Annotated in this window: 18 protein-coding genes and 4 pseudogenes; 6 read left to right on the top strand and 16 right to left on the bottom strand. The window is 71.7% G+C overall.

Annotation, left to right across the window (positions count from 1 at the left end):
- Positions 1-82 precede the first annotated feature (82 nt).
- From JN350_RS10515 to JN350_RS10505, 3 genes are all read right to left on the bottom strand, one after another.
- Positions 83-1,468 (bottom strand): class II 3-deoxy-7-phosphoheptulonate synthase, encoded by a 1,386-nt coding sequence (locus JN350_RS10515; RefSeq protein ID WP_205462162.1) that lies wholly within the window; start codon positions 1,466-1,468, stop codon positions 83-85.
- 93 nt (positions 1,469-1,561) lie between these two features.
- Positions 1,562-2,287 (bottom strand): lysophospholipid acyltransferase family protein, encoded by a 726-nt coding sequence (locus JN350_RS10510; protein ID WP_123292455.1) that lies wholly within the window; start codon positions 2,285-2,287, stop codon positions 1,562-1,564.
- 61 nt (positions 2,288-2,348) lie between these two features.
- Entirely contained in the window at positions 2,349-3,302 is a 954-nt protein-coding gene (locus JN350_RS10505; RefSeq protein ID WP_111085799.1) for an ROK family glucokinase, read from the bottom strand.
- Between the two features lie 80 nt (positions 3,303-3,382).
- Here JN350_RS10505 and JN350_RS10500 point away from each other — a divergent pair.
- Positions 3,383-5,397: pseudogene (locus JN350_RS10500) on the top strand (AMP-dependent synthetase/ligase).
- 143 nt (positions 5,398-5,540) lie between these two features.
- Here the strand turns inward: JN350_RS10500 and JN350_RS20205 are convergent.
- The 3 genes and pseudogenes from JN350_RS20205 to JN350_RS10490 form a co-directional block, all read right to left on the bottom strand.
- Positions 5,541-5,672 carry a hypothetical protein gene (locus JN350_RS20205; RefSeq protein ID WP_275897978.1) on the bottom strand — a complete coding sequence of 44 codons (132 nt, stop codon included), beginning with the start codon at positions 5,670-5,672 and terminating at the stop codon, positions 5,541-5,543.
- A gap of 124 nt (positions 5,673-5,796) precedes the next feature.
- Positions 5,797-6,299, bottom strand: a pseudogene (locus JN350_RS10495) (peptide deformylase).
- A gap of 1 nt (position 6,300) precedes the next feature.
- Positions 6,301-9,711: a pyruvate carboxylase gene (locus JN350_RS10490; protein ID WP_205462161.1), complete on the bottom strand. Its 3,411-nt coding sequence runs from the start codon at positions 9,709-9,711 to the stop codon at positions 6,301-6,303.
- 60 nt (positions 9,712-9,771) lie between these two features.
- On the opposite strand from JN350_RS10490, the pseudogene JN350_RS10485 reads away from it, so the two are divergent.
- Positions 9,772-10,590, top strand: a pseudogene (locus tag JN350_RS10485) (ParA family protein).
- A gap of 383 nt (positions 10,591-10,973) precedes the next feature.
- Here the strand turns inward: JN350_RS10485 and JN350_RS10480 are convergent.
- From JN350_RS10480 to JN350_RS10460, 5 genes and pseudogenes are all read right to left on the bottom strand, one after another.
- Positions 10,974-11,534 (bottom strand): MerR family transcriptional regulator, encoded by a 561-nt coding sequence (locus tag JN350_RS10480; protein WP_123312967.1) that lies wholly within the window; start codon positions 11,532-11,534, stop codon positions 10,974-10,976.
- 184 nt (positions 11,535-11,718) lie between these two features.
- On the bottom strand, positions 11,719-12,423 hold the full coding sequence (gene ftsR, locus JN350_RS10475; RefSeq protein ID WP_205462160.1) for a transcriptional regulator FtsR: 705 nt from the start codon (positions 12,421-12,423) through the stop codon (positions 11,719-11,721).
- Entirely contained in the window at positions 12,423-12,902 is a 480-nt protein-coding gene (locus JN350_RS10470) for an FHA domain-containing protein (RefSeq protein ID WP_205462159.1), read from the bottom strand. Before JN350_RS10470 ends, ftsR begins: the two co-directional genes overlap by 1 nt.
- Before the next feature lie 113 nt (positions 12,903-13,015).
- Positions 13,016-14,026: a FecCD family ABC transporter permease gene (locus tag JN350_RS10465; protein WP_205462158.1), complete on the bottom strand. Its 1,011-nt coding sequence runs from the start codon at positions 14,024-14,026 to the stop codon at positions 13,016-13,018.
- 145 nt (positions 14,027-14,171) lie between these two features.
- Positions 14,172-15,056 (bottom strand): annotated as a pseudogene (locus JN350_RS10460) (FecCD family ABC transporter permease); the annotation flags it as partial.
- A 177-nt stretch (positions 15,057-15,233) separates the two neighbouring features.
- Between JN350_RS10460 and JN350_RS20200 the strand changes: the two are divergent.
- Together JN350_RS20200 and JN350_RS20195 are read left to right on the top strand one after the other, a co-directional pair.
- Positions 15,234-16,139, top strand: a complete 906-nt coding sequence (locus tag JN350_RS20200; RefSeq protein WP_275897977.1) for a trypsin-like peptidase domain-containing protein — start codon at positions 15,234-15,236, stop codon at positions 16,137-16,139.
- The gene (locus tag JN350_RS20195; protein WP_461964408.1) at positions 16,027-16,749 is read left to right on the top strand and encodes a S1C family serine protease; all 723 of its coding nucleotides are present in this window, start codon (positions 16,027-16,029) and stop codon (positions 16,747-16,749) included. Before JN350_RS20200 ends, JN350_RS20195 begins: the two co-directional genes overlap by 113 nt.
- Here JN350_RS20195 and JN350_RS10450 read toward each other — a convergent pair.
- On the bottom strand, positions 16,746-17,909 hold the full coding sequence (locus JN350_RS10450; RefSeq protein ID WP_205462157.1) for a hypothetical protein: 1,164 nt from the start codon (positions 17,907-17,909) through the stop codon (positions 16,746-16,748). The genes JN350_RS20195 and JN350_RS10450 overlap by 4 nt on opposite strands.
- Positions 17,910-18,078: 169 nt before the next feature.
- Entirely contained in the window at positions 18,079-18,336 is a 258-nt protein-coding gene (locus tag JN350_RS10445) for a hypothetical protein (protein WP_240347265.1), read from the bottom strand.
- Positions 18,337-18,369: 33 nt separating this feature from the next.
- On the opposite strand from JN350_RS10445, the gene JN350_RS10440 reads away from it, so the two are divergent.
- Entirely contained in the window at positions 18,370-18,732 is a 363-nt protein-coding gene (locus JN350_RS10440; RefSeq protein WP_123292446.1) for an RNA-binding S4 domain-containing protein, read from the top strand.
- Positions 18,733-18,741: 9 nt separating this feature from the next.
- On the opposite strand, the gene JN350_RS10435 is transcribed toward JN350_RS10440, so the two are convergent.
- The 3 genes from JN350_RS10435 to JN350_RS10425 all read right to left on the bottom strand — a co-directional run bounded on the left by JN350_RS10435 (position 18,742) and on the right by JN350_RS10425 (position 21,826).
- Positions 18,742-19,707, bottom strand: a complete 966-nt coding sequence (locus JN350_RS10435) for a J domain-containing protein (RefSeq protein ID WP_205462156.1) — start codon at positions 19,705-19,707, stop codon at positions 18,742-18,744.
- A gap of 95 nt (positions 19,708-19,802) precedes the next feature.
- Positions 19,803-20,894 carry a winged helix DNA-binding domain-containing protein gene (locus tag JN350_RS10430; protein ID WP_205462155.1) on the bottom strand — a complete coding sequence of 364 codons (1,092 nt, stop codon included), beginning with the start codon at positions 20,892-20,894 and terminating at the stop codon, positions 19,803-19,805.
- Positions 20,891-21,826: a phosphotransferase gene (locus JN350_RS10425; protein WP_240347264.1), complete on the bottom strand. Its 936-nt coding sequence runs from the start codon at positions 21,824-21,826 to the stop codon at positions 20,891-20,893. Before JN350_RS10425 ends, JN350_RS10430 begins: the two co-directional genes overlap by 4 nt.
- Between JN350_RS10425 and JN350_RS10420 the strand changes: the two genes are divergently transcribed.
- Positions 21,776-22,417 (top strand): GntR family transcriptional regulator, encoded by a 642-nt coding sequence (locus tag JN350_RS10420; RefSeq protein ID WP_205462153.1) that lies wholly within the window; start codon positions 21,776-21,778, stop codon positions 22,415-22,417. The two genes, JN350_RS10425 and JN350_RS10420, sit on opposite strands and share 51 nt — an antisense overlap.
- Positions 22,418-22,492 lie beyond the last annotated feature (75 nt).

Raw genomic sequence — 22,492 nt, 5'->3', positions numbered from 1 at the left:
CCGGTATGCGGAAGCGACAGAACCCCGCGAACGGTTCGCGGGGTTCTGTCGCTCTGGCGGGACTGACCCGACCCGCTGCGCGCTACGCGCGCACGTGCGGGTGCGCGCCGAGCTCCTCGGCCACGAGGAACGCGAGCTCGAGCGACTGCATGTGGTTCAACCGCGGGTCGCACAGCGACTCGTAGCGGGTCGCGAGGGTGGCCTCGTCGATGTGCTCCGACCCGCCGAGGCACTCCGTGACGTCGTCACCGGTGAGCTCGACGTGCATGCCGCCCGGGTAGGTGCCGACCTGCCGGTGCGCCTCGAAGAAGCCGAGGACCTCGTCCACGACGTCGTCGAACCGACGGGTCTTGTAGCCGGTGGGCGTGGTCAGGCCGTTGCCGTGCATCGGGTCGGTGACCCACAGCGGGTTGGCGTCCATGCCCTTGATCGCCTCGAGCAGCTTGGGCAGCTCGTCGCGGATCTTGCCGGCACCCATGCGCGTGATGAAGGTCAGACGGCCGGGCTCGCGGTTCGGGTCGAGCTTGTCGACCAGGGCCTTCATGTCGTCGACGCTCGTGGTCGGGCCGAGCTTCACGCCGATCGGGTTCCGCACCCGGGACAGGAAGTCCACGTGGGCACCGTCCAGGTCACGCGTGCGCTCCCCGATCCAGATGAAGTGGCCGGACGTGTCGTAGGCCAGACCGGAGCGCGAGTCGATGCGGGTCATCGGGCGCTCGTAGTCCATGAGCAGACCCTCGTGCGAGGCGTAGAACTCGACGTGCTTGAGCGCCTCGAAGTCGGCACCGCAGGCGTCCATGAAGCGGATCGCGCGGTCGATCTCCTTGGCGAGGTGCTCGTAGCGGGCGTTCGCCGGGTTCGACGCGAAGCCCTTGTTCCACGAGTGCACCTGGCGCAGGTCGGCGAAGCCACCCTGGGTGAAGGCGCGGACGAGGTTCAGGGTCGACGCGGCCGTGTGGTACCCCTGCACGAGGCGGCGCGGGTCGGCCGTCCGGCTCTCCGGCGTGAAGTCGTACCCGTTCACGATGTCGCCGCGGTAGGCGGGCAGCGTGACGTCGCCGCGGGTCTCGAAGTCGCTCGAGCGCGGCTTGGCGAACTGCCCGGCCATGCGCCCCATCTTGATGACGGGCATCGACGCACCGTAGGTCAGGACGACGGCCATCTGCAGGATCGTCTTGACGCGGTCGCGGATGGAGTCGGCAGTCGCACCGGCGAACGTCTCGGCGCAGTCACCGCCCTGCAGCAGGAACGCCTTGCCCTGTGCGGCGGCGGCGAGTCGCTCGCGAAGCTTGTCGACCTCGCCCGCGAAGACGAGGGGCGGCAGCGTGGCGATCTCGGCCGAGGCGGCTTCGGCCGCGCTCGTGTCGGGCCACGTGGGCTGCTGCTTGATGGGGAGGGTGCGCCAATAGTCGAGACCCTCGATGACGTCCGGATCCTGCAGGGCGACGAAGTCGGTCGACTCGGGCAAGGGCGTTACCTCGGTGTTCTGTGCGGGCGGCCCGCCTGGCCGCCGGAAGACGGCAGAACGGGCGTCCCGGCGGAGTGCCGGGACCATCAGAGCCTAACGTGCGGGCGACGACTTCCGTTCCCGCATGACTGCCTCGCGTGCAGAGCTCGCGCGTTCCTTGACGCTCGTCGCGTACACGTCGACGTACTCCTGACGGCTCAGCCCCGCGAGCTCGTGCATGACCTCGTCGGTGACGCTGCGCAGGATGAACCGGTCGGTCTCGAAGCCCTGGAAGCGCGAGAAGTCGAGCGGCTTGCCGAACACCACCCCGACGCGCTTGATCTTCGGGAAGCGCTGCCCGATCTGCTGCACCTCGCGCGTGCCGACCATGGCGACGGGGACGACGAGGACCCGGCCCTCGAGGATCATCCGCGCGATGCCGGTGCGACCGCGGTACAGCTTGCCGTCGGGGCTGCGGGTGCCCTCCGGGTAGATGCCGAGCTGCTCGCCGCGGGCCAGGACCTGCAGGCCGGTGCGGAGCGACGCCTCGGACGCCTTGCCGCCGGAGCGGTCGATCGGCAGCTGGCCGATGGCGTTGAAGAACGTCTTCGTCGCCCAGCCCTTGAGTCCCCGCCCGGTGAAGTAGTCGCTCTTCGCCAGGAAGGACAGCCGCCGGTCGAGCACGGCAGGCAGGATCACCGAGTCGATGAACGAGATGTGGTTGGACGCGAAGATGACCGGGCCCTTGGCGGGGACGTTCTCACGACCGACCACCCACGGTCGGAACAGGGTGAGGATGAGCGGGCCGAGCAGGAAGTTCTTCAGCAGCCAGTAGGTCATCGACGACTCCAGGTGGTGGGGCGGGCTCGAGTGACCCTACGCCGTGCGGACCCGCACGCGCTCACGCCGTGCGGGCGTGGATGCGGGCCAGGTCGGCGGCACCGACGACTCCGGCGTCGTTCACCAGCTCGGCGATCACGAAGTCCGGCTCGGGGTGGTAGCCGCGCGCCGGCAGGTTGTTGAGGTACGCCTGCTTGATCGGGTCGAGCAGGCGGTCCCCCGCGCTGGCGACCCCGCCGCCGAACACGAACAGCTGCGGGTCGAGCACCGCGGACAGTGAGGCGCAGGCCTCACCGAGGTGGCGACCGAGGCGACGGAGCGCCGCGAGGGCACCCGGGTCGTCGGCCAGGATCAGGTCGCCCACGATGTGTCCGTCGAGCTCGCCGCCGTTGGCTTCGCGCGCGTCGGCCAGCGCAGACCCGATGCCGCCGGCGTCGGCGACGTCGTTCGCCATCCGCTGCAGGGCGCGGCCCGAGCCGTACTGCTCGATGCAGCCACGCGCACCGCAGCCGCACGGCAGACCGTTCGGCACGATGCGCAGGTGGCCGATCTCGCCGCCGGTGCCGAACCCGCCGCGGAACAGGCGGTCCTCGGTCACGATGGCGCCGCCCACACCGGTACCGATGGTGAGCATCGTCATGTCGGAGACGAGCCGGCCGGCCCCGAAGCGGAACTCGGCCCACCCGGCGGCGTTGGCGTCGTTGTCGACCGTGATGTGCAGGTCGCCGAGGCGCTGCTGCAGCTTCTGGCGCAGGGGCTCGTTCCGCCACCGGATGTTCGGCGTGTAGTAGACGATCGACTGCGAGGCGTCGATGAAGCCCGGGGCCGCGACGCCGACCGCGCCGACCTCGTGCCCTGAGCTGAGTCGCTCGACCATCGAGACGACGTCGTCGAGCATGGCGTTCGGGTCCGCAGCGTTGGTGGCCACGCGGTCCTCGGCGATAATCTCGCCGAGTTCCGTCACAACCGCTCCCGCGATCTTGGTGCCCCCGATGTCGATTCCGATGGCGTGCACGGTCCAAGAGCCTACCGGTTCACCGCGAACTCACGGAACGCCCGGTGACGCGTCCTATGCTGACTGTGTCGCCTCGCAGGATGGGGCGCACTCGAATCGAACCGGCAGACAAGGGAGTCACCGTGAACGATCAGCGACCCGAACGCGCCAGCGTCACCACCGACGGTGCTCTCGCCGACAGCGCGGTCACCGACTTCGCACGTCCGGACGGGGCGGTCACCGACAGCGTCGGCGATCCGACCGGGAGGCACGCCTCGCGTCCGACGAGCGGCCCCGTCGCTCCTGACCACGGCTCGGCAGCGCGGCTGCTCGGTGACCGCGCCCGACTGACGCCGTCGCGTCCGATCCTGGCCCAGCGCCACGGCGACACGTGGACGACGATCACCGCCGGCGAGGTGTTGGCACGGGTCCGCGGCATCGCGAAGGGCTTCGTCGCCGCCGGCCTCGAGCCCGGCGCCCACGTCGCGATCCTGTCCCGCACCCGACTGGAGTGGACCCTCGTCGACTTCGCGGTGTGGACGGCAGGCCTGGTCTCCGTGCCCGTCTACGAGACGAGCTCCCCGACCAGGTCCGGTGGATCCTCTCGGACTCCGAGGCCGTCGCGATCGTCGTCGAGCAGGAGGAACACGCGCGTCGGGTCGCCTCGATCGCCCCGGACCTGCCGCACCTCGGGCAGCACTGGACGATCGACGGCGGCGGGCTCGACGACCTGACCCGGCTCGGCGAGGACGTCACCGACGACGAACTCGACGCGCGGACGGCATCGGTCCACGGCCACGACGACGCGACGATCATCTACACCTCCGGGTCGACCGGACGCCCGAAGGGGTGCGTCCTGCGACACGACAACTTCACGGCGACGGTCGAGAACGCCAGCGTCGCGATGCCCGAGGTCGTCGCGGACGGCGCCTCGACCCTGCTCTTCATCCCGATGGCCCACGTGTTCGCCCGGTTCATCGCGGCGATGTCCGTGTCCGCCGGGGTCCTGGTCGGCCACGAGCCGGACACGAAGGACCTCATGCAGGCCGTGTCGTCGTTCAAGCCGTCCTTCCTGCTGGCGGTCCCCCGGGTGTTCGAGAAGATCTACAACGCCTCCGAGCAGAAGGCCGACCTCGGTGGCAAGGGGAAGGTCTTCCGGGCCGCTGCGGACACCGCGGTCGCCCACTCCGAGGCCTTGGCCGCCGGTCGGGTCCCGCTCGTGCTCGGCCTGAAGTTCAAGCTGTTCGACAAGCTCGTCTACGCGAAGCTCCGGAACGCCCTCGGTGGCCGCACCGAGTACGCGGTCAGTGGTTCGGCGCCGCTCTCACCGCGGCTGTCGCACTTCTTCCGGTCGATCGGGGTGCTCATCCTCGAGGGCTACGGGCTCACCGAGACGACCGCGCCCGCCACCGTGAACCGCGCGGCGGACCTGCGCATCGGGACGGTCGGACCGGCACTGCCCGGGGTCGAGATCCGGATCGCCGACGACCAGGAGATCCTGATCCGCGGCGTCGACGTGTTCGACCGCTACTGGCGGAACGACGAGGCCACCGAGCAGGCCTTCACCGACGACGGCTGGTTCCGCACCGGCGACCTCGGACGGCTCGACGACGACGGCATCCTGACGGTGACCGGACGCGCCAAGGAGCTCATCGTCACCGCGAGCGGCAAGAACGTCGCACCGGCACCGCTCGAGGACGGCGTTCGCGAGCACCCGCTCATCGGGCAGGTCGTGGTCGTCGGCGAGGGCAAGCCCTTCATCGCCGCCCTCGTCACGCTCGACCGCGAGATGCTCCCCGGGTGGTGCGAGAGTCGCGGGATCACCCCGGCGCTCTCCGCGCACGAGGCCGCGTACGACGAACGCGTGCTCACCGCCGTGCAAGAGGCGATCGACACCGAGAACGGCCGGGTCTCACGAGCCGAGTCGGTCCGGTCGTTCACGATCCTGGACACCGAGCTGACGGAGGGCTCCGGACACCTGACGCCGAAGCTGACGATCAAGCGGTCGGTGATCCTGCGCGACTTCGCGGCGGACATCGACCACATCTACTCGGGGTCGAAGGTGCAGACGACCGCGACGCCCGTCATCGAGGAGCGACGCGGGCGCCGCGCGTAGCGCCCCGTCGATTCGGGCGTACCGGGTCGTTTCGGGCGTACCGGGTCGTTTCTTCCGACCAGGTAGGCCCGATTCCGCCGGGTGCGCGTGAGTGCAGGTGCGCGCGGGGGCAGGCGCTCGCGGGGCTCAGGCGCTCGCGGGGCTCAGGCCTCCGGGGACTGCTCCGTCGCGGGGGCGTCGAGGACGGCGGTCGAACCGGTGGCGACGGTGGTGTCGGCCGGGCGACGGTTGGTGCGGGTGCGGTGCGAGCTGAGCTCGTCGTTCTGGATGGTCATGCGGGAGTCCTGGGGGTGGGATGGGCTGCCGGTGGGAGGCCGACGCCGATACGGTACCTCTTCGTCAGGACAAAGCGACAATCCCCCGTGGGGGTGTCATGAGCAGGCACTCATGACCAGCGGATCAGTGGAACCACTCCTGCGCCCGGATGTCCCGCAGCGCCTGCCGTCGGACCTCGGGTTCGAGCGTCATCACGTAGACGGTTCCGTCCAGGTGGTCGACCTCGTGCTGCAGCGCCTCGGCCATCAGCCCGGTGCCTTCGAGCACCACCTCGGCGCCGTCGACGTCGACGCCGCGGACCTTGGCGTACGGGTGCCGCCGGGTCGGGTAGCCGAGCCCCGGGACGGAAAGGCACCCTTCCTCCATGAGTTCGGGCTCCCCGAGACCTCGACGATCTCAGGGTTCAGGACGTACCCGACCTCGCCGTCGACGTTGTACGAGAACGCGCGGAGTCCGACACCGATCTGCGGCGCGGCCACACCGGCGCGGCCGGGCTCCTTGACGGTGTCGATCAGGTCCTGCACGAGGTCGCGGACCCCGCTCGACCCGAGTGCCGCCGGAGCGATCGGGTCCGCAGGCGAACGGAGGACGGGGTCGCCGAACAGGCGGATGGGACGGACGGTCAATTTACTGCAGCACCACCAGGAGGTCGCCGGCGTCCACCTGCTGGGTCGCCGGGATCGCGAGACGGCCGACGGTGCCCGCCACGGGCGCCGTGATGGCCGCTTCCATCTTCATCGCCTCGATGCTCGCCACGGCCGCTCCGGCCTCGACGACGTCACCGACGGCGACCTTGAGCGTCACCACACCGGAGAACGGCGCGGCGACGTGCTTCGGGTCGGACTTGTCGGCCTGCTCGGCGACCTTCGTCTCGACCTCGATCGACCGGTCGCGGACCGAGACCGGACGGAGCTGCCCGTTCATCGTGGCCATGACCGTGCGGATGCCCTTGTCGTCGACCTCGCCGATCGCTTCGAGCCCGACGAACAGGTCGACGCCCTTGCCGAGCGGCACGACGTGCTCCTGCCCGGGGCGCAGCCCGTACAGGTAGTCGACGGTCGGTACCACGGACAGGTCGCCGTACTGCTCGCGCACCCGCTCGAACTGCGCCGTGGGCTGCAAGAACAGCAGCCGGTTCAACGCCTGCTGGCGCTCGGGCCCGGCGGCGTCGAGGTGCGCGCGCTCGGCGTCCGGCACCGGGGTGATCTCGAGGCGGACGTCGCGGCCCGCCAGGACCTTCGTCCGGAACGGCTCCGGCCAGCCACCCGGCAGGTCACCGAGCTCGCCGGCCATGAACCCGACGACGGAGTCCGGGATGTCGTACTTGTCCGGGTTCTGCTCGAAGTCGGCCGGGTCGGCGTTCACCGCGGCGAGCTGCAGCGCGAGGTCACCGACCACCTTCGACGACGGCGTGACCTTGGTCGGGCGTCCGAGGATCCGGTTCGCCTCGGCGTACCAGTCCTCGACCTGCTCGAACCGGTCGCCCAGGCCGAGCGCGATCGCCTGCTGGCGGAGGTTCGACAGCTGACCACCGGGGATCTCGTGCTTGTAGACCCGACCCGTCGGACCGGGCAGCCCGGACTCGAACGGGGCGTAGGCCCGACGGACCGCCTCCCAGTAGGGCTCGAGGTCGCCGACCGCGTCGAGGGACAGTCCGGTGTCGCGCTCCGTGTGGGCCAGGGCGGCGACCAGCGCGGACATGCTCGGCTGGCTCGTCGTCCCGGCCATCGGCGCCGAGGCGACGTCCACCGCGTCCGCACCGGCACGCGCTGCGGCGAGGAGCGTCGCGAGCTGCCCACCGGCGGTGTCGTGCGTGTGCACGTGCACGGGCTGGTCGAAGCGTTCGCGCAGGGCGCCGACGAGCTTCTCGGCGGCGCCAGCGCGGAGCAGGCCGGCCATGTCCTTGATGCCGATGACGTGCGCGCCGGCCTCGACCATCTGCTCCGCCAGGCGGAGGTAGTAGTCCAACGTGTACAGGTCCTCGGCAGGATCGAGGAGGTCGGCGGTGTAGCAGAGCGCCGCTTCGGCGACGGCCGTGCCGGTCGCGAGCACTGCCTCCAGGGCCGGTCGCAACTGGCTGACGTCGTTGAGCGCATCGAACACGCGGAAGACGTCGACGCCCGTGGCGGCGGCCTCGGCGACGAACGCGTCCGTCACCTCGGTCGGGTACGGGGTGTAGCCGACCGTGTTGCGGCCGCGCAGCAGCATCTGGATCGGGATGTTCGGCATCGCCTCGCGCAGCGAGGCCAGGCGCTCCCACGGGTCCTCGCCGAGGAACCGGAGGGCGACGTCGTACGTCGCACCGCCCCATGCCTCGACGCTCAGCAGCTGCGGCGTCAGCCGCGCGACGTACGGTGCGACGGCGACGAGGTCCTTCGTGCGGACGCGGGTGGCGAGCAGCGACTGGTGCGCGTCCCGCATCGTCGTCTCCGTCACGGCGAGCCGAGTCTGAGCACGGAGCGCCTTCGCCCACTCGGCCGGACCCTGCGCCAGCAGCCGGTCGCGCTGGCCCTCGGGCACCGGGGCGCTGAGGTCGAGGGCGGGGAGCTTGGCGCTCGGGTCGGTGACCAGCGGAGACCGCTCACCATTCGGCTTGTTCACCGTGACGTCGGCCAGCCAGTTCAGGACCTTGGTGCCGCGGTCCTTCGACACGTGGCCGCTGAACAGCTGCGGACGCTCCTCGATGAACTTCGTCGAGACGTCGCCGCGGGCGAAGTCCGGGTCCTCGAGCACGGCCTGCAGGAACGGGATGTTCGTGCTGACGCCGCGGATGCGGAACTCGGCGAGGGCCCGCTTCGCACGGGCGACGGCCGTCGGGAAGTCGCGTCCGCGGCACGTCATCTTGGCGAGCATCGAGTCGAAGTGCGGGCTGATCTGCGCGCCGGTGGCGACCGTGCCGCCGTCCAGGCGCACACCGGCGCCGCCGGGGCTGCGGTACGTGGTGATGCGGCCGGTGTCCGGCCGGAAGCCCTGCGTCGGGTCCTCGGTCGTGATGCGGGTCTGCAGCGCGGCCCCGTGCACGGAGACGGTGTCCTGTGACAGGCCGAGGTCGGCGAGCGACTCGCCCGAGGCGATCCGCATCTGCGACTGCACCAGGTCGACGTCGGTGACCTCTTCGGTGACGGTGTGCTCGACCTGGATGCGCGGGTTCATCTCGATGAAGACGTGCTGCCCGCTCTTCTCACCTTCCGTGTCGAGGAGGAACTCGACGGTGCCGGCGTTGACGTAGCCGATCGAGCGGGCGAAGGCGACCGCGTCGCGGTGCAGCGCACGGGCGACGGCGGGGTCGAGGTTCGGCGCCGGGGCGATCTCGACGACCTTCTGGTTGCGACGCTGCACGGAGCAGTCCCGCTCGAACAGGTGGATCGTGCCCGCCTCGGTGCCCGTCGCGTCGGCGAGGATCTGCACCTCGATGTGCCGCGGCCGGATCACCGCCTGCTCGAGGAACATGGTCGGGTCGCCGAACGCACTGTCGGCCTCGCGCATCGCTGCCTCGAGTGCCGCGCGGAGCTCGGGCTTGGTCTCGACCCGACGCATGCCACGACCGCCACCACCGGCGACGGCCTTGGCGAACACCGGGAACCCGATGGCGTCGGAGCCGGCGATGAGCTCCTCGATGTCGCGACTCGCCGGGGTGCTCGCGAGCACCGGGACGCCGGCCGCGATCGCGTGCTCCTTCGCGGTCACCTTGTTGCCGGCCATCTCGAGCACGTGTTCGCCCGGACCGATGAAGGTGATGCCGGCTGCGGCGGCCGCGGCGGCGAGCTCCGGGTTCTCGGACAGGAAGCCGTACCCCGGGTAGATCGCGTCGGCGCCCGACGCGCGCGCCACGCGGATGATCTCGGAGACGTCCAGGTACGCCCGGACCGGGTGGCCCCGCTCTCCGATCAGGTAGGCCTCGTCGGCCTTCAGGCGGTGCAGGGAGTTGCGGTCTTCGTAGGGGTAGACGGCGACGGTGCGCGCCCCCAGTTCGTACGCGGCACGGAACGCGCGGATGGCGATCTCACCACGGTTCGCCACGAGGATCTTGCTGAACACGACGTCCCTTTCAGCCCGGGTTGAGGTGAGACAACCCTAGTGGCGGTAACGTTGCTGATCGTGCATGTACTCAGCGTGAGCTCCCTCAAGGGCGGTGTCGGCAAGACGACGGTGACGCTCGGCCTGACTTCGGCCGCCTTCGCCAAGGGACTGCGCACGCTGGTGGTGGATCTCGACCCGCAGTCCGACGTCTCGACCGGCCTCGACATCAACCTCGCCGGACACCTCAACGTGGCCGACGTCCTCGAGAACCCGAAGGAGAAGATCGTCCGTCAGGCGATCGCCCCGTCCGGGTGGACGAAGGGCTCGCAGGGCAAGATCGACGTCATGGTCGGGTCGCCGTCCGCGATCAACTTCGACGGGCCGCACCCTCCATCCGCGACATCTGGAAGCTCGAAGAGGCCCTGGCCAACGTCGAGCAGGACTACGAGCTCGTGCTCATCGACTGCGCGCCGTCGCTGAACGCGCTCACGCGCACCGCGTGGGCGGCGTCCGACCGCGTCACGGTCGTCACCGAGCCCGGCCTGTTCTCCGTCGCCGCCGCCGACCGCGCGCTCCGGGCCATCGAGGAGATCCGCCGCGGTCTCTCCCCGCCTGCAGCCGCTCGGCATCATCGTGAACCGTGCTCGCGTCCAGTCGCTCGAACACCAGTTCCGCATCAAGGAACTCCGCGACATGTTCGGCCCGCTCGTCCTGTCGCCGCAGCTGCCCGAGCGCACGTCGCTGCAGCAGGCACAGGGTGCCGCGAAGCCCCTGCACGTGTGGCCCGGCGAGTCCGCGCAGGAGATGGCGCGCAACTTCGACCAGCTGCTCGAGCGCATCATGCGGACCGGCAAGATCGGGCCCTACGCCGACGGCTCGGGTGCTGCTGGCGCGTAGCCTCGGGCTGCTGCCGCGCTGACAGCCGAGTTCGCACGATCCACTTGCGGCGCGGGAGGGCACGACATGCCGCTCAGTTCCGGCGAGAGGTCAGCAACCGTCGCCCAGCAGCGTCGCAGGCGACAAGTCGCGACCACTCGGCGTCGCGCAGGCGACAAGTCGCGACCAGTCCACGACCGCCGGGAGGCGCAAGCACGCCGACACGCCCGGCCCCGGCACGCCCAGCGGCCACGACATCCCGCCCACGTCCAGCGACAGGTCACCAACCGTCGGCCAGCAACGTCGCAGGCGACAAGTTGCGACAGTCGGCGTCGCGCAGGCGACAGTTCGCGACCGATCAGAGCCGCGCAGTCCGATGAGACGACCCGAGCGGAAAGCGCGGGTCAGGAAGCGCGGGAAGCCCGACGCGCGGCGAGCTCGTCGGACGGGTCGGCCGCCGCGGTGGCGTCGAGCTCGACCAAGGAGGTCTCGACCTCTCGCAGGACCTTGCCGACCGCGATGCCGAAGACACCCTGGCCGCGGGACACCAGGTCGATGACCTCGTCGTCCGAGGTGCACAGGTACACCGAGGCGCCGTCGGACATCAGAGTGGTCTGGGCGAGGTCGGACACGCCCGACTCGCGGAGCTGGTTCACAGCGGTGCGGATCTGCTGCAGCGAGATGCCGGTGTCGAGCAGGCGCTTGACGAGCTTGAGCACGAGGATGTCGCGGAAGCCGTACAGGCGCTGCGACCCGGAGCCGGCAGCGCCGCGGATGGTGGGCTGCACGAGTTCGGTGCGTGCCCAGTAGTCGAGCTGACGGTACGAGATGCCGGCTGCACGTGCGGCGACGGTTCCGCGGTAGCCGTTCTGCTCGTCGTGTTCTGGGAGGCCGTCGGTGAAGAGCAGCCCGAGGTCGTACCGCGTCGTGTCCGACTCGGTGCCTGGGGTGTCGTTCCCACTCATGCGCTTGCCTTCCACGACGATCGAGCTCCCACCCGAAGGTTCAACGACGGGTTGAGAGTTGTTCCGAGGTCAACGGTAGCGACTCCGACCGCTCCCGCGCGGGACATCCGACTCGGCGCGTCCGGCGTGTCGAGGATACGCCCCACCCACTGACGCACAAGCCCCCGCGGAGCACCGGAACGGATCATGCGTCGAGACGACCGATCGCCGCGCGGATGAGGCTCGAGCGGATGACCTCGAGCTGGACGGCGATCTCGCGTGCGAGTTCCGTGGCCTTCGCCCGCGACGTCGCATCGCCGCGGCGGGACACGGGCATGAGGGCGGATTCGATGAGTCCGACCTCGCGCTCGGCGGTGCTGCGGAGCGTGCGCAGGTGCCGCGGCTCGATGCCGGTCCGCTGCAGCTCGACGAGTGCCTTGAGGACGGACACGCTGTCCTCGCCGTAGGTCTCGGAAGCGGGGAGCAGTGATGCGGAGACCGCGTCGGCCAGGAGCATCGGGGACGCGCCGGCCGCTCGGGCCGTCTCGTCGCGGGTGTACCGGCGCTCGCGCCCGAGGATCGAGGGGCGCGGGGCGTCCCCACCACCAGGCAGCACGGGCTCTCGCCCTGCGTCGAGGTCGGCGAGGTAGTCCTTGATGACCTTGAGCGGCAGGTAGTGGTCGCGCTGCAGGCCGAGGATCACCCGGAGGCGGTCGACGTCGGCAGCCGAGAACTTGCGGTACCCGCTGGCCGTGCGGATCGGCGTGACGAGCTCACGCTCTTCGAGGAAGCGCAGCTTGGAACTCGAGAGGTCCGCAAACTCGGGCTTGAGGCGAGCGAGGACCTGCCCGATCGTGAGCAGGTCCGGTGCCGCTGACCCCGCCCGGGCCGCAGCGGACCGTGCGGCCACTACGCGTTCGCCAGGCGCGCCAGGTCGACCCGGGACGCGTAGAACGTCAGACGGAACTTGCCGACCTGGACCTCAGCCCCGTCGGTGAGCGGCGCTTGGTCGATGCGTGCACCGTCGAAGTACGTGCCGTTCAGGGAGCCGTTGTCCTTCACCGTGAAGGCCGTGCCCTGCCGCAGGAACTGCGCGTGCTTGCGGGACACCGTGACGTCGTCGAGGAAGATGTCGGCGTCGGGGTGTCGACCGGCCGTCGTGACGTCGGAGTCGAGGAGGAACCGCGCACCCACGTTCGGACCGCGGCGTACGACGAGCAGCGCCGATCCGGACGGTAGGGCGTTGACCGCCTCGCGCTCTTCGGCTGAGACACCGGATTCGGCGGTGAGCGCCGCGCCCATGTCCATGCTGAAGGTCAGCGTGGTGTCGACCAGCCGCTGCTCCGGGGTCTTCTGACCGTCGGGCTGCGGGACCACTGGATCTGGCATCGGTGGACCTCCTCCTCTTGGCCCACCAGCGTATCGGAAAGGAGGGCTCCAGCGGCAGCCCCGAACTGGGCCTGTGGACGATCGTCCGCGGTGCGCGAACGCGCGGTCCGGGTTCAGCGACCGCGCGCGAGCAACCAGAGCAGGTACGGGGCGCCGACGACACCCGTCACGACGCCGACGGGCAGGGCGTTGCCGGGGATCGCGAACTGGGCGATGAGGTCGCTGCCGAGGGTGATCGCCGCTCCCACCGCGGCGGCCGGCCCGAGTGCGACGCGGCCTCCGCCGACGAGCCGACGGGCGATCGGTGCCGCCATCAGCGCGACGAACGACACCGGCCCGGCGGTGGCGACCGCAGCGGCGGTCAGACACACTGCGGTGAGGAGCAGCAGCACCTTCGCACGGTCCGGCCGGAGCCCGAGGGCCGCCGAGACCTCGTCGCCGAGCGTCAGGACGGTCAGGCGCGACGACTGCAGCAGGGCCAGCACGAACAACACGACGAACGCGACGCCGAGCACGCCGACCAGGTTCCGGTCGACGGCGTTCAGGCTGCCGGACAACCACAGCAGCGCGGTGCCGGCCTGGGTGACGGTGCCGCTGGTGAGCATCCACCCCGTGATGCTCAGGCAGATCGCCGAGACGCCGATCCCGACGAGCACGACCCGGTTGCCGGTGATCCCGCGCCGCCAGGCCAGTCCGGCGATCACGACCGAGACGACGACCGCGCCGACGAGCACGACCGAGAACAGGGTGCCGCCGGAAGCCCCGAACAGCACGATCGCGGTGAGACCCGCAGCACTGGCACCCGAGGTGATGCCGATGACGTCCGGGCTCGCGATCGGGTTGCGGACGACGCTCTGCACGATGGCGCCCGCGACCCCCAGGCTGGCGCCGACCAGGACCGCACCGAGCACCCGGGGGCCGCGCAGCTGTCCGATGACGAAGTCCGAGATGCGGTCGCCCTGGCCGAACAGCGCGCCGACCACCTGCGCCGGGGTGAGCGGGATCGAGCCGACCCCGAGTCCGACGAGCACCAGCGCGACGAGCACGACGACGACGACCGCCAGGACCACGAGCTCGCGCCGGACACCGACGAGCGCACCCCGGAGGGACGTCGACGCCGTCACAGGCCCCGCACCGCCCTCGACCGCACGAGCGCGATGAACACCGGCGCACCGATGAGGGCCGTGACGATGCCGACCTGCAGCTCCCCGGGTACGCCACCACGCGCCCGATGACGTCGGCAACCAGCAGCAGCGCCGGCGCGACGATCGCGGACAGCAGGATGGTCCACCGGTGGTCGGGGCCGCTCAGCCGGCGGACGGCGTGCGGCACGGCGAGCCCGACGAAGGCGATCGGCCCGGCGGCGGCAACGGCCGAGCCGGCGAGCAGGACGGTCACGAGTCCGCCGACGGCCCGGACGAGCACGACGCGTTGCCCGAGCGACGCCGCGAGCTCGTCGCCGAGGGCCAGGGTGTTGAGCGACCGGCCCAGGCCGAACGCGATCGCGAGACCGATCAGCACCGGCGCCGTGATGATGCCGGCGGTGCCGAGGTCCTTGCCGGCGAGGGCGCCCACCTGCCAGAACCGCAGCTGGTCGAGCAGGCTCGCGTTCGTGACGAGCACCGCCGTCGTGATCGACGACAGCGCGGCGGCGACGACGGCACCGGACAGCGCGAGGCCGACCGGTGACAGCCCACGCCGTGCGACCGCGGCGATCCCGTAGACGAGCAGTGCCGCGAGGGCAGCACCGGCGAAGGCGAACGGCAGGTAGGCGGCCGTGCCGCTCACCCCGAAGAGCGCGATGCCGGCGACCACGGCGAGGGCCGCCCCGGAGTTGATGCCGAGGACGCTCGGGTCGGCGAGCGGGTTGCGGGTGACCCCCTGCATCACCGCGCCGGCGACACCGAGGGCGGCACCCGCGAGGAGCCCGACGACGGTGCGCGGGACGCGGTTGCCGAGCACGATGAGCCCGATCTCGTCGTTCCGCCCCGGGTGCAGGACGGTGTCGAGCACGGTGTGGAGCGGGATCGGCCGGGATCCGTAGGCGATCGACAGCGCGCACGCCACGGCGAGGACGACGACGGCCAGCACGGTCGCCCCGACCAGGCGGGAGACGGAGGCGAGCGCCGGTGGCGCGGACGTGGAGGAGCGCATGGGAAGTAAGGCAACCCTAACGGACCCTGGGCGACCGAACCGGCAGCCCACTCGGCGTCCCCCGAGCAAGCCCGGAGCAGTCACTGGGTCCGTTCATAGGCTCGTCATTGGATCGCCGTCTGTACTGGTCTCCATCGACACCCGCCCGGGTCGTCGAGGGACGACCGGAGAGCACCGATGAACGAGACCCCGAACCCCGCCGCCGACGCCGACCGCGAGTACGACGAGCAGGGCACCGCCCGGACCGACGGCGCGCAGCAGCAGAACCAGCAGCAGGCGTACGGGATGCGCTGGGAGGCACCCCATGCCGACCCCGCCACCCTCCGTCCGGCCTACGCCTTCGACGGCTCCGGCCCGTACCTGTACGGACCGGACGGCTCCGGCCCCTACGCCTACTCCCCCGACGGCCGCGGCCCGTACCTGATCGGCAGCCCGGCGCTCACCGGCACCCACCACGCCTGGGCGCACACCGCGGCGACGGCGAACCACCCGGGGGCGGGCACGAAGCGCCCGCGCCGCCTCGGGCTGATGATCGGCTCCGGCATCGCGGCCCTCGCCATCGTCGGTGCCGCCGGAGGCACGGCCCTCGGTCTCTCCTCGCAGAGCACGACCACGACGTCGAGCCAGTCGCAGGGCACCACGACGCTGCCCGACAGCGGGACGAGCGGCGGCACGAACGGCTTCACCGTCCCCGGAGACGGCACCGGCAGCGGCACCGACGGCACCGGCAACGGGACCGACAGCGGCAGCACCGGCACGAGCACCGAGTCCGCCGCCACCGCAGCGACCGCCGCCCAGAAGAAGGGCGTCGTGACGATCAACACCGTCCTGAACTACGACGAGTCCTCGCAGGCGGCCGGCACCGGCATGATCCTCAGCTCGAACGGCACGGTCCTGACGAACAACCACGTCATCCAGGGCGCCACGAGCATCACCGTCACCGACGAGACCACCGGCAAGGAGTACAAGGCTGACGTGGTCGGCACCGACGCCACGAACGACGTCGCCGTCCTGGAAGCTCGAGGACGCCTCCGGCCTGTCCACCGTCACACTCGACGACGACGGCGAGCCGAGCACGGGTGACACCGTCACCGACGTCGGCAACGCCGAGGGCACGGGCAACCTCGTCGCGGCCGAGGGCACCGTCACGGCCACCGACCAGGACATCCAGGTGCAGAGCGAGTCCGGCACCGGGACCGAGTCCCTGTCCGGTCTGATCGAGATCGCGGCGAACATCGTCTCCGGCGACTCCGGCGGCCCCGTGGTCGACAGCGAGGGCGAGGTCGTCGGCATGGCGACCGCGGCGTCCTCGGGCACCGCGGACGTCACCGGCTACGCCATCCCGATCACCACCGCGAAGGCGATCGCCGAGAAGATCCTGGCCGGCGAGTCCTCGAGCACGATCACCATCGGCCTGCCCGCGTTCCTCGGGGTCCAGGTCAGCAGCACCGCGGGCACCACGGGCGGCGTCGCCGTCGCCGGCACGGTCGAGGGTTCCGGTGCAGCGAGCGCCGGTCTGGCCGAGGGCGACACGATCACGAGCCTGGGCGGGACCACGGTCACGACCTCGGACGAGCTCACCGCCGCCGTGCAGTCGCACTCCGTCGGCGACAAGGTCGTGGTCGGCTACACCGACAGCACGGGCGCCGCCAAGACCGTCACCGTCACCCTGACCGCCGGCCCGGCCGCCTAGGCGGAAGGAAGCAGCGCCCGCACCACCGACCGGTACACGTTGGCCGGGGAGTCCGTCTGGAAGACGGTCTCCCCGGCTTCCGTCTTGCCCACGCGGGCGAAGCCGATCCCCTCGGCGCGCACGATCGTCACGGGCTTCGGCTTGCCCGGCCGACGCAGGTACGACACCGTCCACGGCGCGGCCCAGAAGCGCGCGAGCCGCGCGTCCGCCTCGACGAGGGCCTCCGGCAGGTCCGGCGCGTCGGAGCCGCCGGCCAGCCGGCGGCCGAGCAGGTGCCCTGGGAGCACCCCCGTGCGGAACGGGAAGGTCCACGTCGGGCCGATGCCGAGCCTCCCGGCAGTCAGCGCGACCGCGCGGTCCGGCGTGACGGAGGCGACCACCGCGCCCGCCTCAGCGGTCCCGTCCACGACGGTCTGCGACCAGGCCTGGAGGCGCGACTCGCCACCGTCGGGGAGGTGCTGTTCGAGCGTGACCGGTTGGGCATCGCCCTGCCACGGCTCGAGCAGGGTCTGGGTCGACTCGGGCAGCGTGCCGAGTCGGCCGACGAGGCCCGCTTCGATGAGTTCGCGGCCCGCCGCGGTGCGGAGGAGCGTCGGGTTCCACCGGCGTCCGGCGAGGCTCTTGAGCGTGCCGACCGCGTCGGCGCTCAGACGGGGGCCGTCGAGCTCCGGGCCGGGCGCCGGGGTGGGCAGCGGCTCGAGGTCGCGCTCGGGGCGGACCGGGGACGGCTCGGTGGCGCGGACGCTCTCGAGGACGGCGAACACGAGTTCGTCGGTCTCGAGCAGGCGTGCCAGGGGGCGTTCGATCGTCAGGTCGACGCGGTGCCGGCCAGTGACGAACAGCAGGTGCGCACCCGCGACGTCGCCGTGTTCGTCGGGACGGACGTACTCGACCAGGCGCGCGGGAGCACCGGCGGCGGTCCAGGTGTCGCAGCCGACGAGCAGCAGGCCCTCGACGGAGCCGGGCAGTCTGGCGAGGAGGCCCGTGTTCTCGTCGCCGATCGCGCGGTCGCTGGGTCGGGATCGGACGGTGAGGACGATGTCGTCGCCGGTGACGCGCAGGTCCGCCTGGGCAGAGTCCTCGCGGCGCCACTGGTCGGGGCGGCGGAGGGTGAGGCGGGCGGTGCGGTCCTCGGTGCCGAGCGGGACGGGGACTGCCATGGCACGAGGCTACGTCGGGTGCGGGGTGCGGAGGGGTGCGGCTCGCCGTGCGCGCGCGGGTGGGCGGTGCGTGGCGTGCGCTTCGCGTGGTGCGAGGTTGACCACTCCGTGCCGCGCCACAACCTCGCACCGGGTGAGCAACCTCGCACCGAGCCGCCACTCGCACGCGTCAGCGACGGGGCGCGCGCGGGGGTGGGGGCGGTGGGACGGGCTTCGCGGCGACGACGTCGTCGAGCCGGACCTCGACCGGGCCGCGGCGGGTCGCGATCGTCACGGTGTCGGGGGTGCGGGCGACGAGGTCCCCGAGGGCGTCCTGTGCACCGTCGTCGTGGTGTGCCCGCACCACGAGCCGGTCCCCGATCGCGGCGTCGTGCAGGACCCCGAGCGCACGGACCCGCGCGATCGCCGCCTGTTCCCCGGTGCTCACCCGCCCAGCGTAGGGGCCGCCTAGAGTGAGGGGATGGCCAAGGCTCGCGTGGACAGCTGGATCTGGGCGGTGCGGATCACCAAGACCCGCTCCGCTGCGACCGCCGCGTGCAAGGCCGGACACGTCCGGGTGAACGGGGAGCGCGCGAAGCCCGCCCAGCCCATCGGCCCCGGCGACGAGGTCCGGGTGCGGCAGAACGGCTTCGACCGGATCGTCGTCGTCACCGGCATCATCCTGAAGCGGACGAGTGCGCCCGAGGCCGCGAAGCACTTCGAGGACAAGACCCCACCGCGGCTGTCCAAGGAGGAAGCGGGGTTCGTCCCGATGCGCGACCGCGGCGCCGGACGCCCGAGCAAGCGGGAGCGCCGCGACCTCGAGAAGCTCCGAGGCTACTGACGCCCGTCGCTAGACGAAGCGGACGGTCTGCTGCAGGCGGTCGCGGATCTCGAACACGTCGACCGATCCGGGCGGGGACCACACGCCGTTCAGCACCTGCCCGAGCGCACTGCGGCGGACGACCAGGGCGGTCGGCTTCTTCGGGGAGCCGACGAGCTGCACGTCGACCTCGACCGCGGAGTCCGGCACGACGAGCAGCCGGCCGGTGAACCGCACCCGGGTCTGCTTCTGCACGGCACGGGCGGCTCGGACGAGTTCCTTCACCGGACGCTCGCCGGGCGCCAGGGTCTCCCCGACGATGTCGCCGTGCTCGATCCGGACCGGGGCTCCCCAGTCGATCGACTCGACGGCCCAGAGCCCGCTCGGGGTCAGGACGGCGTGGTCGAGCTTGCCCTCGGCTCCGGCGTCGAGGTCGTGCCAGACGGTGACGCCGATGCCCATGTCCGAGACGATCGAGGCGGTGGCCTCTTCGGCGAGCGCCTCGCCGAGCAGCCGTCGGATGTGTCGGGGCGCGGAACGGATGAGGGTGGGGTCGTAGGGGTCCTCGATGGGGTCGCCGAGTCCGACCCATTCGCGTTCTGCCTGCAGGAAGACCTCGCGGGAGCGTCCGCCGGGGTGTCCGTGTGACCGGGCGCGGGGGCGGGTGTCGCGACGGGCTGACGGGGGTGCGTAGGCGTCGCGACCGGTGTCGGGCCTCCCGGCGGACGAACCAGACGAACCGGACGCACCGAACGGGCCGGCGCCGCTGCCGCTGAACGCGCCGCGGGAGCCCGCGTCGTAGGCGCGGCGCGCTGCGGGCGTGCCGATGCGTTCCCAGGCGAGTTGGACGCGGCGGAAGTGCTGGGCGTCGCCGCCGAGGTCGGGGTGGGATTCGCGGGCCGCGCGCCGGTAGGCGCGGCGGAGCGCGTCGTCGTCGGCGGTCGCGGGGACGCCGAGGACTTCGTACGGGGTGGCGTCGGCCGGGCTGTCGGTCATGGCCCTGCGACATTACCCGAGGCAGGGTACGAGTCCGCCGCGTGGTTGCTGGGGACGGCCTGGAGGTGCGGTGGAGCTGGCGAGGGAGGCTGCGGTCAGCGGCTGGTCGCCTCCACCACCCCGAACGCGACGGGCGCGTCGAGGAACCGCGCGTACCGGGCGGCGGCCGCCTCGAGCGCGCGCACCGATGCGACGTCGAGTTCCGCGAAGGGTGTGACGGTGACGGCCACCCCGCTGGCGCGCTCGCTCCGCTTCCAGGTGCCGACGACCCGCCCGCGGATCACGGCCATGGGCAGGAACATGCCGTTGGCGCCCGGGACGACCCGGTCGGCGTGTGCGGGGTCGAGCTGGGCGGAGCGGTCGGCGTACCCGAGCAGGTACTCGTCGAACCCGGGCAGCAGGTGGCCGGTGGGGGTGCCGCCGGGGGTGGGACGGTCGGCGAGCGCGAGGAGTCCGTCGCCGAGGTCCTCGACGGCGGCGCCGGCGGCGGCTCGGGCACGGCGGAGGTCTCCGAGCGGGAGCTTCGTCCAGCTGGCGGCGTCGACCTCGGTGGCGGGTCCCCGACCGCGCAGGTACCCGAGCAGGACCCGGCGGAGTGCTTCGTCGCGGTCGGGGACCTCGGCGGCCGCGGGTGCCCACTCGTCGAGGAGCACGAGTCCCTGGCCGACGCGGGCGGTGGGCCCCCAGGCGACGAGTCCCTCTTGCGAGAGCTGCAGCAGCAGGTGGTAGCCGCGGCCGGCGGTGGGGTCGATGCCGGCGGCGCGGTACTCGTCGAAGAGTTCGTCGCGGACGAGCGCGCGGCCACCGGAGAGTGCGGCGACGGTGGCGTCCCGTGCTCGGTCGAGCAGGGGCTGGTCGATGCCGAGTTCGGTGGCGCGTCGGGCGATGGTGCGCAGGGTCCGTTCGGCGGTCAGGGAGAGCAGGAGCCGCAGGTCGTCGGGTCGCATGGCGTGCAGGGTCCCCCGCATCGGCCAGGAGCGGACGAGCTCGCCGTGGTCGAAGGCGGCGCGGACGTCGTCACGACTCGCCCCGGGTGTGCGGACCCCGATGGCCCAGAGGACCTGGCCGAGGTCCTGCCCCTGCACGGCGGTCATCCGTTCGACGGTCGCGGTGGGGCTGGGTCCGGGGGCGGCGATCCCCTGCGCGGCGAGCCGCATCGCGCGGAGCTGCGCAGGGGTCGGGGTCACGCGACGGCGGCGGCGATGGCGTCGGCGTGCTGCTCGATGTAGGCGACGTCGGCCCGGTACAGGTCGGCGTGCCCGTGCGCCAGGTCGCTGACGAACTTCGGGTTGCCGGCGGCGGCCTCGGTCTCCATGGTGGTGACCATCGCGACGAGGGACGCGGTCATCGTCTCGGCGAGGACGCTGCGGGAGCGGTCGTCGAGGTCGTAGGCGCGGCAGAACTCCGCGGCGCGGGCGAGCCGGTCGTCGAGGTCCGGGGCGGTCATGCCCTCGACGGCGCCGGTGGTGAACGGGGCGAACCGGTAGACGGCGCTCGCGACGTCCCAGACCCGGGGGCCGGGGTGTGCGGTGTCGAAGTCGATGAGGCCCACGGCCTGGATGCCGTCGTAGACGCAGTTGTACGGCGCGAAGTCGCCGTGCACGATCGTCTCGACTGGGGCGCGGACCGCCTGTGACCAGAGGTCGCGTGTTGCGTCGAGCGGATACGTGGCTGCGGCGTCGTGGAACTGCCGGAGCAGTCGGGCGCTCGTGACGAGGGCGGCTTCGCTCGCGACGTCCTCGGTCCACGGGTACTCCCCGCGACCCCGGGGACGAACGACACCGTCTCGAGGGTGTCGCCGTGCTCGATCGGTTCCGGCGCCGCGACGAACCCCTGTTCGTGCAGGTGTGCGAGCAGCCGGTGGACGGTCGGTGTCCACGGACCGGCCGGGCGGTGGACTCGGTCGTCGGCCCTGGTGATCCGCTCCAAGGGGAACCTCCTGTGTGTGCGTCTCCGTTGACGTCCGGCCAGCGTATCGACGTGCGCCGCCGCATGTGACCCGGTGGTGTGAACAACACGTCACATGACGGCATGCAGCGTTGCATGCAAGAGCGTACGATCGACGACCGTGGAGCAGCACACGACGACCCAGGCCGCATCCGATCGCGCGTACGACCATGTCAAACGGGCGATCATCCGCGGCGACATCCCCGGTGGCACCGCGATCAGCGAGAACGCCCTGTGCCAGGAGATCGGGGTGTCCCGCACCCCCGTGCACGAGGCCTTCCTGCGCTTGGCCGCCGAGGACCTGCTCACCCTGGAGTCCCGCAAGGGTGCGGTGGTGCGCCCGATGTCCCCGAACGAGGCGGCGGACGTGCTGGAGATGCGCGAGGCGATCGAGGCCACGGCGGCGACCCGCGTCGTGACCGACGGCCGCGTGGCGGACGTCACCCCGGGCCTCCAGGCCATGCTGGCGGAGCAGGAGCAGGCGGTCGCGACGGGCGACGTCGACCGGTTCATCGAGGTCGACGCGGCGTTCCACGGTGCGGTGATCGGCGCGTCGCGGAACGCGATCGCGGTGCGCTTCGCGCAGACGCTCCGTGACCGGCAGAACCGGCTCCGACACCAGCTGATGCGGGTGCAGCCGTCGCAGCTGCAGGCCTCGCTCGACGACCACCGAGCCCTCGCGGCAGCCCTGGCGGCGGGCGACGCGGCCCGCTACGCCGAGGTCCTGCGCGCCCACGTCGCCTCGCACCGGGGTGCCCTGTGAGCGCGACGGGGAGCATCCCCACCACCGGCTCGCTGTCCGTCCCCTCGGCGCGCGTGATGCCCTGGGTCGCCGTGT

The sequence above is a fragment of the Curtobacterium sp. 24E2 genome (assembly GCF_016925595.1).
Lineage (GTDB): Bacteria > Actinomycetota > Actinomycetes > Actinomycetales > Microbacteriaceae > Curtobacterium.
This window is presented reverse-complemented; position numbering and strand designations above follow the sequence as displayed.

Bases quoted from the DNA above. Each gene is read 5' to 3' on its own strand.
- JN350_RS10510 (WP_123292455.1), bottom strand. From the start codon at position 2,287: ATGACCTACTGGCTGCTGAAGAACTTCCTGCTCGGCCCGCTCATCCTC.
- JN350_RS20205 (WP_275897978.1), bottom strand. From the start codon at position 5,672: ATGACCATCCAGAACGACGAGCTCAGCTCGCACCGCACCCGCACCAAC.
- JN350_RS10480 (WP_123312967.1), bottom strand. From the start codon at position 11,534: ATGAGTGGGAACGACACCCCAGGCACCGAGTCGGACACGACGCGGTAC.
- JN350_RS10470 (WP_205462159.1), bottom strand. From the start codon at position 12,902: ATGCCAGATCCAGTGGTCCCGCAGCCCGACGGTCAGAAGACCCCGGAG.
- JN350_RS20200 (WP_275897977.1), top strand. From the start codon at position 15,234: ATGAACGAGACCCCGAACCCCGCCGCCGACGCCGACCGCGAGTACGAC.
- JN350_RS10450 (WP_205462157.1), bottom strand. From the start codon at position 17,909: ATGGCAGTCCCCGTCCCGCTCGGCACCGAGGACCGCACCGCCCGCCTC.
- JN350_RS10440 (WP_123292446.1), top strand. From the start codon at position 18,370: ATGGCCAAGGCTCGCGTGGACAGCTGGATCTGGGCGGTGCGGATCACC.
- JN350_RS10435 (WP_205462156.1), bottom strand. From the start codon at position 19,707: ATGACCGACAGCCCGGCCGACGCCACCCCGTACGAAGTCCTCGGCGTC.
- JN350_RS10425 (WP_240347264.1), bottom strand. From the start codon at position 21,826: ATGGTCGTACGCGCGATCGGATGCGGCCTGGGTCGTCGTGTGCTGCTC.